The organism is Streptomyces sp. NPDC032721, assembly GCF_055579625.1.
The window spans coordinates 153,775-168,546 of the sequence record NZ_JBVIMX010000021.1 but is presented as its reverse complement, the minus strand read 5'-3'; the positions used below and the strand labels follow the sequence as shown (position 1 = coordinate 168,546).

Below are 14,772 nucleotides of genomic sequence, written 5' to 3'. Positions count from 1 at the left end.
TTGGCACGCTGTTGAGTTCTCAAGGAACGGACGCTTCCTTTGTACTCACCCTCGCGGGCTTTCCTCCGGACGATTTCGTTCGGTGTTTCTTTTGTTCTTGCGTTTCCGACTCTATCAGACTGTTTCCAGTGCCGATTTCCTCGGTGCTTTCCAGGTTCTTCGCTTTCGCGCTTTCCCTTTCCGGCGGTTCCGACTCTATCAGATCCTTTCGGGCCTGACTCCCGGTCGAACTCGGGTTGTCTTGGCGGCTGTTGGGCCGTTCCGACGTCCCAAACCCTAGTGGATTTTCCCGTTGAACCGAAATCGGCTGCCGGCGACAGAATTCGGCATGCCGAAATTGTCCCCAGTGGGAGATCGTGCGGAGTTTGAGTTGCCGCTTTCGCGGCGGGAGTGGTTGCCGCAGAACCGTTACGGCTGTGTGGCAACTCGGAGAACCTTACGGATCTAGGTGGGGGGTGTCAACCCCCCACCGGGGCGCTCGAACACACAGTGGAGAGGAGCGTCAGTCCAGGTCGGTGAGGCGTCCGCCGGCATCCGGCTGGGTGTCCTCGACCCGGCGCAGCAGCCGGATCAGTACGTCTCCCAGGACGACCCGCTCATCGGCGTCGAGGTCCTGGAGGAGGTCCTCCTCGAAGGAGGACGCCATCGCCATCGCTTCGAGCCACTTGGCACGGCCCTCGTCCGTCAGCTCGACGATGACGCGGACGCGGTTGTTCTCGTCCCGGTCGCGGGTGACCAGACCCTCGCCCGCCATGCGGTCGATGCGGTGGGTCATCGCCGCCGGGGTGAGGCCGAGGCGCTTCGCCAGTTCTCCGGGGCCCAGCCGGTACGGGGCGCCCGAGACCACCAGGGTCTTGAGGACTTCCCACTCCGCGTTGCTGATGCCGAGGGCGGCGACCTGGCGTCCGTACGCCACGTTCATCCGGCGGTTCAGGCGGCCGAGGGCCGAGACGACCTTCTCCACCTGGGGGTCGAGGTCGCGGAATTCGCGTTGGTATGCGGCGATCTGCTCTTCGAGGCTCGGCTCATGAGGGCCGGGCGACTCTGGCGTGTCTGGCATCCGCGAAGTATGGCATGGGGCGCGTTGGCATTGAAGTCCTTCTATGTGTATTGTTGAGGTTCTAATTTTAGTGTTGAAGTCTTCGGACTTCAGGTCTTCAGGGTTGAGGTGAAGTAATGACCAAGGCGATGGGCTCGGCGATGCGGAGGATCCAGGCAGGTAACGCACTGAGTGCGTTCGGGCTGGGGTTCACGGTCCCCTATCTCTACGTGTACGTGGCTCAGGTGCGGGATCTGGGGCCGACCTCTGCGGGCATCGTCCTTGGCGCCTTCGCCATGGCCGCGCTGATCGCCCTGCCCGTCGTCGGTGTGCTGATCGACCGGCGCGGGCCGCTGCCCGTGGTGGTGGGTGCCGCGCTGCTGGCTTCCGTGGGCGCGGTCTCGCTCGGGGTCTCGTCGAGTCTGGTGACGGCGGTCGGCAGTGCCGCGCTGCTCGGCATCGGTACGGCGGTCATGCAGCCGGCGCTCGCGACGATGATCGTGTGGTGCTCCACGGCCGCCACCCGTACCCGCGCGTTCGCCATGCAGTTCTTCCTGGCCAACCTGGGCCTGGGCGTCGGTGGCCTCATCGGCGGCCAGATCGTCGACAAGAACGACCCGTCCTCCTTCACCCTGCTGTTCTCCATCGAGGCCGTGATGTTCCTGGTCCTCGCCGGGGTCGCACTGACGGTGAAGCTGCCCCGGCCCGAGACCTCGGGCGAGGTGGCCCCCGGCAACGGCGGTCTGTTCGCCGGGCTCAGCGTGCTGGTGAAGCACAAGGCGATGCTGCAGCTGTGCGTGCTCGGGTTCGTGATCTTCTTCGCCTGCTACGGACAGTTCGAGTCGGGCCTCGCCGCGTACGGCACCGAGGCCGCCGGAATCGACCCCTCCACGCTGGGCATCGCGCTCGCCGCCAACACGGCGATGATCGTGATCGCGCAGTTCGTGGTGCTGAAGTTCGTCGAGCGCCGTCGCCGGTCGCGGATGATCGCGCTGGTCGGGCTCATCTGGACGGTGGCGTGGATGTTCGCCGGTTACGCGGGACTGGGGCACGGCAGCCAGACCATGGCGACCGCGGCCTTCATCTCCACGTACGCCCTCTTCGGGCTCGGTGAGGCGATGCTGTCGCCGACCGTCGCGCCGCTGGTGGCCGATCTGGCGCCGGAGTCGATGGTGGGTACGTACAACTCGGCCTTCGCGCTGGTCAAGCAGTTGGCGCTGGCGGTCGGTCCGGCCGTGGGCGGGCCGATGGGGGCCTCGCTGCACATGCCGTACATCGTGACCTTCATCCTCTTCTCGCTCGGCATCAGCGTGCTCGCGCTGCGGATGGGCAAGCGGCTCACGCCTGCCCAGGACCTGCCGATCCCGGTGAAGTCGATCGTGGTCGCCCAGCACGTGCCGGACGCGGCCGCCGAGAAGCAGGTCAAGGCAGTCGCGTAACCCCGCCGCCCGGTCAGCCGGGCGGTAAGTCGGCAGTCAGTCGGGCAGTGCGAATTCGCACCAGACCGCTTTGCCGCCGCCCGGTGTGCGGCGCGAACCCCAGGACGAGGCGATCGTCGCGACGATCGAGATGCCTCGTCCTGCTTCGTCCGCGGGGTCGGCCCGGCGGCGGCGCGGCAGGTGGTCGTCGCCGTCGGTGACCTCGATGATCAGGCGTTTGTCCGTACGGCGCAGCCGCAGGCGCATCGGGGGCGTGCCGTGCTGGAGGGAGTTGGCGACCAGCTCGCTGGCGGCCAGCACCCCCAGGTCGCGGAGCTCGACGGGGAAGCGCCACGAGGTGAGGACCCCGGTGGCGAAGGCACGCGCGCGGGGGGCCGCTTCGATGCCGCCGAGGAGTTCGAGTGCCGCGTTGTGGAACAGCTCGGCGTCGTGGCCCTGGCGGGCGGGGTGCTGGACGACCAGGACGGCGACGTCGTCGTCGTGGTCGGTGGTGATTCCCAGGGCGCGCATCAGGCGGTCGCAGACGACCTGGGGGGTGCCGGTGGCGCCGGAGAGTGCCCGTTCCAGCGCGGCGACGCCCTCGTCGATGTCCTCGCGGCGGCGCTCGACCAGGCCGTCCGTATAGAGGACGGCGGTGGAGCCCGGCGGGAGGGCGATGGTGCCGGAGGTGTGCATCCAGCCGCCGGTGCCCAGGGGCGGTCCCGTGTGTTCCTCGGCGCGGGCGACCGTGCCGTCCTCGTGGCGGACGAGGATCGGGAGGTGGCCGGCGGAGGCGTAGACGAGGCGGCCCTCGTTGGGGTCGTGGACGGCGTAGGCGCAGGTGGCGATCTGGCTGGCGTCGATCTCGGCGGCCAGGCCGTCGAGGAGTTGCAGCACCTCGTGCGGCGGCAGGTCGAGGCGGGCGTACGCGCGGACCGCCGTGCGGAGCTGGCCCATCACGGCGGCGGCGCGCACCCCCCGGCCCATCACGTCGCCGATGACCAGGGCCGTGCGGCCGGCCCCGAGGGTGATCACGTCGTACCAGTCGCCGCCGACCGCCGCGTCCTTGCCGCCCGGCTGGTACGTGGCCGCCAGGCGCAGGTCGTCGGGCTGCTCCAGCCCCTGGGGCAGGAGTGACCTCTGGAGCGTGACGGCGGTCTCGCGCTGGCGGCGCTCGGCGGCGCGCAGCCGCTCGGCGGCGTCCGCGTGGTCGGTGACGTCGGCGGCGAAGACCAGCACTCCCCCGCCGTCGGGTGTGTCGATCGGGGTGCAAGTGATCGTGTACGAACCGCCCTTGGGGGTGCGGCGCGATTTGACCGTACGGGAGGTGCCGCTGCGCAGGACCTGGTCCATCAGCGGCAGCAGGCCCAGCTCTTCGAGCTCGGGCAGCTCGGTGGCGGCGGGCGCGCCGGGGGCGCGCGGGCCGAACGCGGTGGTGTAGGCGTCGTTGACGTACGCGATGCGGTGTTCGGGTCCGTACAACAGGGCGACGAGGGCCGGGAGTTGGCGGACGATCTCGCGCAGGGAGAGATCTTCGAGGGCCGGGGGGACCGGGGCCTGGGAGATGCTCGCGCCGGTGGCGGGGTCCGTGGTGGGGTCGGGCTGCTGCCCGGACTCACCGCGGGCGGCGGGCACGGACCCGCGGTCGGACCGCGCTGCCGCGCGGCGCTGCGTTCCGGGGAGCCGGGCGCTCCAGCGGGTGAAGTTCACTGAACTACTTGCCTCGTGGTCGGGGTGGTGGAGCAGGTCGGCTGGGGGTGGTGCGGTGCCCGGGGTGGGTTCCCGGGGTGCTGCTCGTGCGGGGTGGACAGGCGCGCGGGGCGCGTCACTCTGTGCAGGCGCGAGCCCACCTATCGTCACACGTCCAGTGTGACCGACCGCACTGACAGTCGGTAGTTGAGAGGACGTCAGCGGGGCTTGGGGGGTTCGCTCCCCGCCGCGAGTTCGAATTCGGCGCGCGGGTGTTCCAGTGAGCCCAGGGAGACGATTTCGCGCTTGAAGAGGCCGGAGAGGGTCCACTCGGCGAGCACCCGGGCCTTGCGGTTGAAGGTGGGGACGCGGCTGAGGTGGTAGGCGCGGTGCATCGTCCAGGCGGGGAAGCCCTTGAGCTTGCGTCCGTAGACGTGGGCGACGCCCTTGTGGAGGCCGAGGGAGGCGACCGAACCGACGTGCTTGTGGCGGTAGTCGGCGAGCGGCTGCCCGGCGAGGGAGGCGGCGATGTTGTCGGCGAGGACCTTGGCCTGGCGGACCGCGTGCTGGGCGTTGGGGGCGCACTCGGTGCCCTTTTCCCGCGCCGTCAGGTCGGGGACCGCCGCCGCGTCTCCCGCTGCCCACGCGTGCGTGGTGCCGGTGACGGAGAGCTGGGCGGTGCAATCGAGGCGGCCCCGGGCGTTGAGCGGGAGGCTGCTGGCGGCGAGCACCGGGTGCGGCTTCACGCCGGCCGTCCAGACGAGCGTACGGGTGGGGAAGCGGGCGCCGTCGTCGAGGACGGCGACGCGGTTCTCGATCGAGGTCAGCCGGGTGTGGAGGCGGACGTCGATGTTCCGGCCGCGCAGCTCGCGGACGGCGTACTTCCCCATCTCCTCGCCGACCTCGGGGAGGATGCGGTCGCTGGCCTCGACGAGGATCCACTTCAGGTCGTCGGCCTTGATGTTGTGGTAGTACCGCGAGGCGTAGCGGGCCATGTCTTCCAGCTCGCCCAGTGCCTCCACGCCCGCGTACCCGCCGCCGACGAAGACGAAGGTCAGGGCGGCGTCGCGGACGGCCGGGTCGCGGGTGGAGGAGGCGATGTCCAGTTGCTCGATGACGTGGTTGCGCAGCCCGATGGCCTCCTCGACGGTCTTGAAGCCGATGCCGTGCTCGGCGAGACCGGGGACGGGCAGGGTGCGCGAGACCGAGCCGGGGGCCAGGACCAGTTCGTCGTACGGCAGCTGGAGGGGCCCGGTGCCCTCCTCGGCGGTGGCGAGGGTGGTGACGGTCGCGGTGCGCTTCGCGTGGTCGATGGAGTTGGCCTCGCCGACGAGGATGCGGCAGCGGGGCAGCACCCGGCGGAGCGGGACGACGACGTGACGCGGGGAGATGGATCCGGCGGCGGCCTCGGGGAGGAAGGGCTGGTACGTCATGTAGGGGTCGGGAGTGACGACAGTGATCTCCGCGCCGCCTTCCGCGAGCTGCCGTTTCAGCTTCCGCTGGAGGTGCAGTGCGGTGTACATGCCGACGTATCCGCCGCCTACCACGAGAATGCGCACTGGATTTGTCACCGTCCCATGAGGCAACGGGCAGTGGGTTTTGTCCACAGGGCCGACAAATTGTATGACCGCCGGCCGACGCCGCCGAGGTGGCGAGAAGTTGATGTTCCGTACCGATGTGGGCGGTATCGGTGCAGGTCAGAGTGGGCGGAGGGGGAGTTGGGTGCGAGTGGATCCGGAATCTGTGCCCCCGCTGCTTCACCGGGTGGGCACACCGTGCGGAACAACCCCCTTCTGAATCGCCCCGCGCTCAACTATGTTCGTATCTCGTCGGAGTGGCGGGGTTTGTGGTCGTAGGACCCGTGAACTCCGGCAGTCAGGGCGGGGAGTGTCTCCGGGGGGAGACATCATTACCGGGGGAACGCTGATGCACATTCAGGATTCACAGTGGCAGGCTGCCGTCGCATCGTCGGCAGCATCGAACTCGACTTCCGGGGCCGTCGCGGCCTCTTCGTCGGCGCTGGAGGGCAACGGACGGGTGGGGGCGGCCGGTTCGGCCGTCGAGCGCTCGGCGCCGCTCCGCGTGGATGCACAGCGCAATCTCGAACACGTACTGCGCGCCGCTCGCGAGGTCTTCGGCGAGCTGGGGTACGGGGCGCCGATGGAGGACGTGGCACGCCGGGCCCGGGTCGGGGTCGGCACGGTCTACCGGCGCTTCCCGAGCAAGGACGTACTGGTGCGGCGGATAGCCGAGGAGGAGACCTCCCGGCTGACCGAGCAGGCCCGGACCGCGCTGGGGCAGGAGGACGAGCCGTGGTCGGCGCTGTCCCGCTTCCTGCGGACGTCGGTCGCCTCCGGCGCGGGCAGGCTGCTGCCTCCGCAGGTGCTGCGGGTGGGCGTGGACGCGGACTCCGAGATCGGCGGTTCGTACGAGCCCGGCGCGGTGCGGGACGCCACGCGGGTGCCGCAGCAGCGGCAGGCCGTCGAGGGTGCCTCGGCGCCGGAGCTGCGGCTGGTCGAGCAGGGCTCCGCGGGCGGGGAGTTGGACGACTCCGGTGCGGCGACGCTGCTGGAGGTCGTGGGCCGGCTGGTGGACCGGGCGCGGGCGGCGGGTGAGCTGCGGGCGGATGTGACCGTGGCCGACGTGCTGCTGGTGATCGCCACCGCCGCGCCCTCGCTGCCGGACGCGGCCCAGCAGGCGGCGGCTTCCGCCCGGCTGCTGGACATCCTGCTGGAGGGACTGCGGTCCCGGCCGTCGCAGTGAGTCGCGGTAAGTCGCGTTAAGCAGCACTGCGGTTAGTCGTACCGCTGCACGCCGTGAGCCCGCCAACGCCTACCCGAAAGGGTGAGGAGTAGTGCTCGATTTCGGGAAAGTTCCCCGGACGAGTGGTTGGCGGGCTTGATCGGCTTTCGGCGCGTCGCCCTGTGGGACTCTTGGCCGGTGTTCCGGTCAGAGGGTGCGTACGGGGGCTTCGGCCATGGGTGTTGACGAGCGGGGCGAAGCGCTCGGCGGAGGCGGCGACGGCGAGGGGCACGAGCCTCGGCAGGTCCCGCAGCAGGGCGGCCCCCTGGGTGCCACGCCCTCCCCCGTCGCGGAGCGCGGACCGGACCCCACGAGTGTGCCCACCCAGCGCGGTGGCGGCACCACGACGGGCGAACCGGGGCTCTCCGACGCCGACTTGATCGAGCGCATGCGCGGCGGCGACGACGTCGCGTACGAGGAGCTGTTCCGGCGGCACTCCGACGCGGTGCGGCGCTACGCGCGTACCTGCTGCCGCGACGCGCACACCGCCGACGACCTGACCGCCGAGGTCTTCGCCCGTACGCTGCAGGCGGTGCGCGGCGGCTCCGGGCCCGAACACGCGGTGCGCGCCTATCTGTTGACCACCGTACGAAGGGTGGCGGCGGGCTGGGCGAAGACGGCCAAGCGCGAGCAACTGGTCGAGGACTTCGCGGTGTTCGCCGCACAGGCGGCCCGTTCCTCCGAGGTGTCCGACAACGACACGCTGGACCTGGGCGCCGACGTACGCGCGATGCACGAGGCGGAGCAGACGCTCGCCATGCAGGCCTTCCGGTCACTGCCCGAGCGGTGGCAGGCCGTGCTGTGGCACACCACGGTCGAGGAGGAGTCGCCGAGCGCGGTGGCCCCCCTGTTCGGGCTGACCGCGAACGCGACGGCGGTGCTGGCTTCGCGCGCCCGCGAAGGGCTGAAGCAGGCGTACCTCCAGGCGCATGTGAGTACGGCACTGACCGCGGGCGGCGACTGTGCGCAGTACGCGGACCGGCTGGGCGCGTACTCGCGCGGCGGGCTGCGGATGCGGGCCGAGCGGGGGCTGCGCAAGCACCTGGAGGAGTGCGCCAAGTGCCGTCTCGCAGCGGGTGAGTTGCGCGATGTGAACGCCGGGATTCCGGCGATCCTGCCGGTGGCGGTCATCGGTTGGGTGGCTGCCGGGTACTCGCTGAAGGCCGCGGGCATCGTGGCCGGTGGGGCGGCAGGTGCCGCCGGTGCGGGTGCGGCCGCTGCGGCGACCGGGGGTGGAGCGGCGGGAGCGGGTGCCGCCGGGGCCGGAAGTGCCGGTGGTGCGGCCGGTTCGAGTGGGGCTGCCGGTGGCGCTGCCGCGGCCGAAGGGGTCGGGGCTCCCGTGAAGGTGGGGATCGGCGCGGCCGTCGCGGTCGCGGTGACGGCGGGTCTGGTGTTCGCCTTCGCGGGGGACGAAACCCCCGTCCCGCCGACCACGGACGCGAAGCCGCAGGTGACGAAGCCGGTGGCGCCGCCTCCCCCGCCTCCGCCGCCCCCGGCGAAGCCCTCGCCGAAGCCGACTCCGACGCCCCCGCAGAAGCCGACGCCGACGCCGCGTGCCGAGAAGCCGACGCCGAAGCCCCCGGTGGTGACGCCGCCGAAGCCCCGGCCGAAGCCTCCGGCCCCGAAGCCGCCCCCGCCGAAGCCGCGTCCCAAGCCCCCGGCCCCGAAGCCGCCCCCGCCGGAGCCCGCCGCGTACCCCGTGGCCGAGTTGGAGTACGGGCCGATGGGCGACCACACCACGCCCGAGGTGCGGGTGGGCGAGAGCAGTGCGCTGTGGCAGCGGTCGGAGATGTCGATCGGCGGGGTGGCGTACAAGCACGGGGTGTCGGTGCCCGAGAACTCGTCCGTGACGATCGACCTGAACCGGAAGTGCTCGACGTACGAGGCGCTGGTCGGGGTCGACGACATGACGATGGGCAGCGGGGCCGTGCGCTTCTCCGTGTACGGCGACGGGGCGCTGTTGTGGCGGTCGCCGGTGGTGCGGGGCGGGGACAAGGCGGTCCCGGTGCAGGTGGGGATCGCGGGCCGCAAGACCCTGCGGCTGGTCACGGAATCGGTCGAGTCGGCGGACGGGGTGGGCTTCGCGGACTGGGCGCGGTCGCGGATCGCCTGCGGGTGAGCCCGGTACGGATCGTCCGCGGCTGAGCCCGTGGGGACCGTCGCGGCTGGGCCCGTGGGGCTACAGGCTGCGGCGGTGCGGGACTCCGGCGGCCACGGCGCGTTGGCGGGGCGCGGCGGAGCCCGTCCAGCAGGTGCCCCGGCGGGCCATCAGACGGCGGAGCCAGAGTTCGGTGGAGACCAGGTCGGCGAGGCCGTCCAGGGGTACGGGTTCGCCGGCGGCCGCCGCGCGGACCGCCTTGCGTACGACTCGGGCCTCGATCAGGCCCGCGTCCGCCAGCAGCGGCGCGTCGAACAGGGTGAGCAACTCGTCCTGGGCGGCCCGGATGCCCGCCTGGGCGGTGGCCGCCGAGGTGGTGTGCGTGGTGGCCGCGCCCCAGCCGGGCGGGAGTTCGTGGATGCCCGCCCCCCGCAGCACGGCGCGGAGTATGGCCGCGCGGGCGCCGGGCTGGACGCGCAGGGTTTCCGGGAGGTCCCGGCAGGCGCGTACGACCTGGTTGTCGAGGAAGGGGGCGTGCAGGCGCTGGCTGCGTACCTCGGCGGCCTGTTCGAAGACGCGGTGGTCGTACGCGTGCCGGGCCAGCGCGGCGCGGGCGCGGGCCTCTCCGGGGCGCTGCACCGAGGCCGGCCGCAGCGCCGACTCCTGTAGGCGAACCGATACTTCAGCGAGCGCCTCGCCGGTCAGCCAGCGCGCCGCGGGGCCGGGCCGGGACCAGGCGAGCGCCTCCAGCGAGGCGTCCAGCACCCCCGTCGGGCCACTCGCGTCGACCACGCCCCGGCTGGTGAGGCGGCCGGCCGCGTCCTCGATGCCCGAGCGGTAGGACGTACGGGCCAGCTTGCGGGCGGCGCGGTAGACGGTGAGCGGGACGAGCAGGGAGTGCGGGGACGCGCCCTCGGCCTTGGCCAACGCCGTTGCGGGGCGCAGGATGTGGCGGCGTCTGCGGTCGATGAGGAGGTCGGCGAGGCGGGCCGGGTGCGCGTCCAGGACCTGGCGGGCGCCGTTGCCGACGAGGTGGTCGGCGCTGCCGGAGGTCAGGCGCAGCCGGGCGCGTTCGGCGGTGACGAGGGAGGGGCCCGGCTCGTCGGTGAGCGGGCCGGAGGTCAGGTCGGCGTAGGGCAGGGCCTCTTCGGCTCCGGCGACGACGACGTGGTGCAGTCGGGGGTTGGCGGCGATCTCGCCCGCGCGCGCCAGTTCGTCGGCCAGGTCGCTCTCGCGGGTCGGAGCGGAGGCGGCCAGGTCGTTGAAGGTGACGGCGAGGAGGCGCTCGCCGGCCCCGGCGCCGTGGCCCAGGACCGTACCCGGAAGGCCGGGGAGGCCCGCCGCGAGCAGGGCGAGGGTGGCGGAGGCGCTGCCGCCCGAGAGGTCGGAGCCGATGCCGGGGACGGGCGCCCCCCGGCGTCGGGCGCGCCGCTCGGCAGGACCGTTGCCGGGCACCGGCCCGGGGTCGGGGAGCGGGGTCTCGGGCGCGTGCCGGGGTGCCGTGAGCCGGGCGCGTACGGCTTCGACCAGCGCGTCCCGTACGCCTTCCACGGCGCGCTCCGCGTCGACCTGGGGCGCGGCGACGGCGAGCGAGGCGACCGGCTCGTAACCGGTGATCTCGCGCGAGCCCTCGCGCAGGACGAGGGCGTGGCCGGGCGGGATGCGCCTGACCCCCGCGTACGGCGTGCCGTCGCGCAGGGCCTCGGGGACGTCGGGGCAGGCGAGCAGGGCGGCGAGGTGGCCGATGTCGAGCTGGGCCTCGATGAGGTCGGCGAGGGGGAGCGCGGCGGTGGCGTACGCGGTGCCGTTGGCCCAGGGCGTGTAGAAGACGGGGCGGGCCCCGGCCAGGTCACCGGCGATGGTCACGCGTCTGCCGGTCTGGACGACGGCGGTGTAGCTGCCGGGCCAGGCGGTCAGGTGCCTCAGTGCGCCGCCGCGCGCCGCGAAGAGCCCGACGCGCAGTTCCTCGTCGGTGGCGCCGCAGCAGCCGAGGACGGCGAGCCGGGTGAAGGCGTCGACGCTGACGGTGCGGACCTCGTCGGGGCGCCAGTCGCCGACGGCCCACAGCGGGTCGGGGTCGCCCCAGAGGAGCTGGGCGCCGACGGGCTGGACGGTGTCGCCCTCGTGCTCGGTGCCGGGGGCGCCGACGGCTCCGACCGTGCCGAAGCTCGCGGCGACGCTGCTCCATCCCACCAACCAACGCATCGCCGCCTCCACAGGCTGTGGACAACTTTGCTCCCGCGCGGTAGACGCTCGCGCGTGGGGACCATGCTGCCACGACAACGGCGCGCGGGGTGCGCGGCGCCGTGCCGCAATGCGCTGGGAGAAAAGGGGAGTTGGGGGCAATTGGGGTGACCGTCGGCCGGCCCGGGCCGCAGCGGGCGGTCCGGGAGAGGGGCGGGTGGGTGAGGGAAGGGGCAGAAGGAGACGGGAGGGGCGGAGGAGGTGCCGTCGCCCGCCGTGGGCGCGATCGTCCCGCACCGGCCGGATGCAGACACCACCGACTCGGCACTACGCGCGCGTGCCTCCGCACCCGCTCCCCCTCGGGGGTCCACATTCGGCCAACTTGGCACACGCGTAGTCCGGGAGGCGCTGTTCGCCTCCCGGACCGCTCCGCCACCCGCGGGGATGAAGGTGGCGGTGTCCCCCAGCCCACTGGATCCAGTGCAGCGGGCCGACCCACGCACGTCCCATGGAAGCGCTGCCTCCGTACCCGGAGAAGAGCGCACGGCCGGGCGCACGGCCACACGACAGGAGCACGAATGGGACGGAACGTTCCTCCCGCACTGCCAATACGAACAAGAATCTCGCCATACGGGACACATCCCCTTAACGCTTGGGATGCGGCGAACTACGCTGGGTTTACGAATGCCGCGTGCCTATGCCGGGCCCGCGGCGGCCGTCTGCGTGAGGGGTGGCGCAATGTCCAGGGAGCAACGCGGGCCGAACGACAAGCTCGGCACGGTTCTCGCCCTCGCGGGAATCAGCAACGCCGGGCTGGCGCGCCGGGTCAACGACCTCGGCGCGCAACGTGGCATGACCCTGCGGTACGACAAGACGTCGGTGGCGCGGTGGGTCTCCAAAGGCATGGTGCCGCAGGGCGCGGCCCCGCACCTGATCGCCGCCGCGATAGGCGCCAAGCTCGGCCGCCCCGTACCGCTGCACGAGATCGGTCTCGCGGACGCCGACCCGGCCCCCGAGGTCGGGCTCGCCTTCCCGCGCGACGTGTCGGTGGCGGTGCGCCACGCCACCGAGCTCTACCGCCTCGACCTGGCGGGGCGCCGGGCCGGCAGTGGCGGGATCTGGCAGTCCCTGGCCGGCTCTTTCGCGGTGAGCGCGTACGCGACGCCCGCGTCCCGCTGGCTGATAACGCCCGCGGACTCGTCCGTGGCGCGCGACTCCACGGCCGTCGAGGGCACCCCCGACGCGACCCCGTTACGGGTGGGCCACAGCGATGTGGCCAAGCTGCGCGAGGCAGCCGAGGACGCGCGCCGCTGGGACTCCAAGTACGGCGGCGGGGACTGGCGTTCGTCGATGGTGCCGGAGTGCCTGCGGGTCGACGCGGCGCCGCTGCTGCTCGGTTCGTACAGCGACGACGTGGGGCGCTCGCTGTTCGGCGCGACCGCCGAACTGACCAGGCTGGCGGGGTGGATGGCCTTCGACACCGGTCAGCAGGAGGCCGCCCAGCGGTACTACATCCAGGCGCTGCGGCTCGCGCGCGCGGCGGCCGATGTACCACTGGGCGGGTACGTACTGGCGTCGATGTCGCTCCAGGCGACCTATCGCGGCTTCGCGGACGAGGGCGTGGACCTCGCGCAGGCCGCCCTGGAGCGGAACCGCGGTCTGGCCACCGCCCGCACCATGAGCTTCTTCCGGCTGGTCGAGGCACGCGCGCACGCGAAGGCGGGCGACCCGGTGGCCGCGGGAGCCGCTCTGAAGGCGGCGGAGGGCTGGCTGGAGCGGTCCAGGGAGGGCGATCCCGACCCCTCCTGGCTCGGCTTCTACTCGTACGACAGGCTGGCCGCGGACGCCGCCGAGTGCTACCGCGACCTCAAACTCCCGCGCCAGGTGCGCCGGTTCACCGAACAGGCACTGTCCAGGCCGACCGAGGAGTTCGTCAGGTCGCACGGGCTGCGCCTGGTGGTGAGCGCTGTCGCCGAACTGGAGTCGGGCAATCTCGACGCGGCCTGCGCCGCGGGCACGCGCGCGGTGGAGGTGGCGGGCCGGATCTCCTCGGCGCGCACCACCGAGTACGTACGGGACCTGCTGCACCGGCTGGAGCCGTACGGGGACGAGCCCCGGGTGGCGGAGCTGCGCGAGCGGGCCAGGCCGCTGCTGGTGGCGCCGGCGTAGCGACCCGCCGGCGGCGTGATTCCGTAAAGCTCTGACCAGAGGTCTCGCTTCCCAGGTTTACGGGCATTGTCAGTGGGCCAGTGCACTATTCGGGGTGGGAGGTGGCAGCGATGAGGCATGACTGCGATGTGCTGGTGATCGGCGGCGGGATCGTCGGGATGGCGTCCGCGCATGCGCTCACGCGCGCCGCGCCGGGGACCCGGGTGATCGTCCTGGAGAAGGAGCCGGGCCCGGCCAGGCACCAGACGGGCCGCAACAGCGGGGTGATCCACAGCGGGATCTACTACCGCCCGGGCTCGCTGAAGGCGCGGTACGCGGTGCGCGGTGCCGCCGAGATGATCAAGTTCTGCGCGGAGCACGGCATTCCGCACGAGGTGACGGGCAAGCTGATCGTCGCCACCGAGCGCGAGGAGCTGCCGCGCCTGCACGCCCTCGTCCAGCGCGGCCGGCAGAACGGCATCCCCGTGCGCGAGCTGGGCCCCGCCCAGATCGAGGAGTACGAGCCGCAGGTGCGCGGCCTCGCGGCGATCCACGTCGGCACCACGGGCGTGTGCGACTACGGCAGGGTGACCGAGGAGCTGGCGCGCTCCTCGGGCGCCGAGGTGCGGTACGGGGCGGAGGTCAAGGTCATCGCCCGCCGGGCGGACGGCGTCGCGGTGCGGACCGCCGACGGGACGGTGATCCGGGCGAAGGCGCTGGTCAACTGTGCGGGGCTGCACTGCGACCGGGTGGCACGGCTGGCGGGCGACGACCCGGGCATGCGGATCGTGCCGTTCCGGGGCGAGTACTTCGACCTGGCGCGGCCCGAGCTGGTGCGCGGTCTTGTCTACCCGGTGCCGGACCCGGCGTTCCCCTTCCTCGGCGTGCACCTGACCCGGGGAGTGGGCGGCGGCGTCCACGTGGGGCCGAACGCGGTGCCCGCGCTGGCCCGCGAGGGGTACGACTGGGGAGTGGTGCGTCCGACGGACGTGGCGGGCACCCTGGCCTGGCCCGGCTCGTGGCGGATAGCGCGCAGGCACTGGCGGTACGGGGCGGGCGAGCTGCACCGTTCGCTGTCCAAGCGGGCGTTCACCGAGGCGGTCCGGCGGCTGCTGCCCGCCGTGACCGAGACGGACCTGCGGCCCTCCCCGGCCGGGGTCCGGGCCCAGGCGGTCCTGCGCGACGGCACCCTCGCCGACGACTTCCTGATCCGCGAGGCCCCGCGCACGGTGCACGTGCTGAACGCTCCGTCCCCGGCGGCGACGGCCTCCCTGCCGATCGGCCGCGAGGTGGCACGCCGGGTCCTGGAGGCGCTGCCGCGCCCGGTCAGCACGTAGCCGCCCCGGCTCCCCCGCGCTGCTCCCCGCTCCCTCGCGCTCGGACTTCCGCCCCAC

9 protein-coding genes are annotated in these 14,772 nt (G+C 72.5%); 5 read left to right on the top strand and 4 right to left on the bottom strand.

Features of this window, described 5'->3' with window-relative positions:
* Positions 1 to 502 precede the first annotated feature (502 nt).
* The gene (locus ACZ5PB_RS34985; protein WP_468696855.1) at positions 503 to 1,060 is read right to left on the bottom strand and encodes a MarR family winged helix-turn-helix transcriptional regulator; all 558 of its coding nucleotides are present in this window, start codon (positions 1,058 to 1,060) and stop codon (positions 503 to 505) included.
* Positions 1,061 to 1,176: 116 nt separating this feature from the next.
* Between ACZ5PB_RS34985 and ACZ5PB_RS34980 the strand changes: the two genes are divergently transcribed.
* Positions 1,177 to 2,478: an MFS transporter gene (locus ACZ5PB_RS34980; protein WP_468696854.1), complete on the top strand. Its 1,302-nt coding sequence runs from the start codon at positions 1,177 to 1,179 to the stop codon at positions 2,476 to 2,478.
* Positions 2,479 to 2,514: 36 nt separating this feature from the next.
* On the opposite strand, the gene ACZ5PB_RS34975 is transcribed toward ACZ5PB_RS34980, so the two are convergent.
* Both ACZ5PB_RS34975 and ACZ5PB_RS34970 read right to left on the bottom strand, forming a co-directional pair.
* Positions 2,515 to 4,167 (bottom strand): ATP-binding SpoIIE family protein phosphatase, encoded by a 1,653-nt coding sequence (locus tag ACZ5PB_RS34975; protein WP_468696853.1) that lies wholly within the window; start codon positions 4,165 to 4,167, stop codon positions 2,515 to 2,517.
* A 197-nt stretch (positions 4,168 to 4,364) separates the two neighbouring features.
* Positions 4,365 to 5,717 carry an NAD(P)/FAD-dependent oxidoreductase gene (locus ACZ5PB_RS34970; RefSeq protein WP_468696852.1) on the bottom strand — a complete coding sequence of 451 codons (1,353 nt, stop codon included), beginning with the start codon at positions 5,715 to 5,717 and terminating at the stop codon, positions 4,365 to 4,367.
* Between the two features lie 355 nt (positions 5,718 to 6,072).
* Here ACZ5PB_RS34970 and ACZ5PB_RS34965 point away from each other — a divergent pair, with 355 nt between their 5' ends.
* Positions 6,073 to 6,909: a TetR/AcrR family transcriptional regulator gene (locus ACZ5PB_RS34965; protein ID WP_468696850.1), complete on the top strand. Its 837-nt coding sequence runs from the start codon at positions 6,073 to 6,075 to the stop codon at positions 6,907 to 6,909.
* A 214-nt stretch (positions 6,910 to 7,123) separates the two neighbouring features.
* Positions 7,124 to 9,067 (top strand): sigma-70 family RNA polymerase sigma factor, encoded by a 1,944-nt coding sequence (locus tag ACZ5PB_RS34960; protein WP_468696849.1) that lies wholly within the window; start codon positions 7,124 to 7,126, stop codon positions 9,065 to 9,067.
* 60 nt (positions 9,068 to 9,127) lie between these two features.
* On the opposite strand, the gene ACZ5PB_RS34955 is transcribed toward ACZ5PB_RS34960, so the two are convergent.
* A complete protein-coding gene (locus ACZ5PB_RS34955; RefSeq protein WP_468696848.1) occupies positions 9,128 to 11,251 on the bottom strand; it encodes an asparagine synthase-related protein in 2,124 nt (707 codons plus the stop codon).
* Positions 11,252 to 11,968: 717 nt separating this feature from the next.
* Between ACZ5PB_RS34955 and ACZ5PB_RS34950 the strand changes: the two genes are divergently transcribed.
* A complete protein-coding gene (locus tag ACZ5PB_RS34950) occupies positions 11,969 to 13,399 on the top strand; it encodes an MFS transporter (protein WP_468696847.1) in 1,431 nt (476 codons plus the stop codon).
* A 110-nt stretch (positions 13,400 to 13,509) separates the two neighbouring features.
* Positions 13,510 to 14,715: an L-2-hydroxyglutarate oxidase gene (gene lhgO, locus ACZ5PB_RS34945; protein ID WP_468696845.1), complete on the top strand. Its 1,206-nt coding sequence runs from the start codon at positions 13,510 to 13,512 to the stop codon at positions 14,713 to 14,715.
* The last annotated feature ends 57 nt before the right edge of the window (positions 14,716 to 14,772 follow it).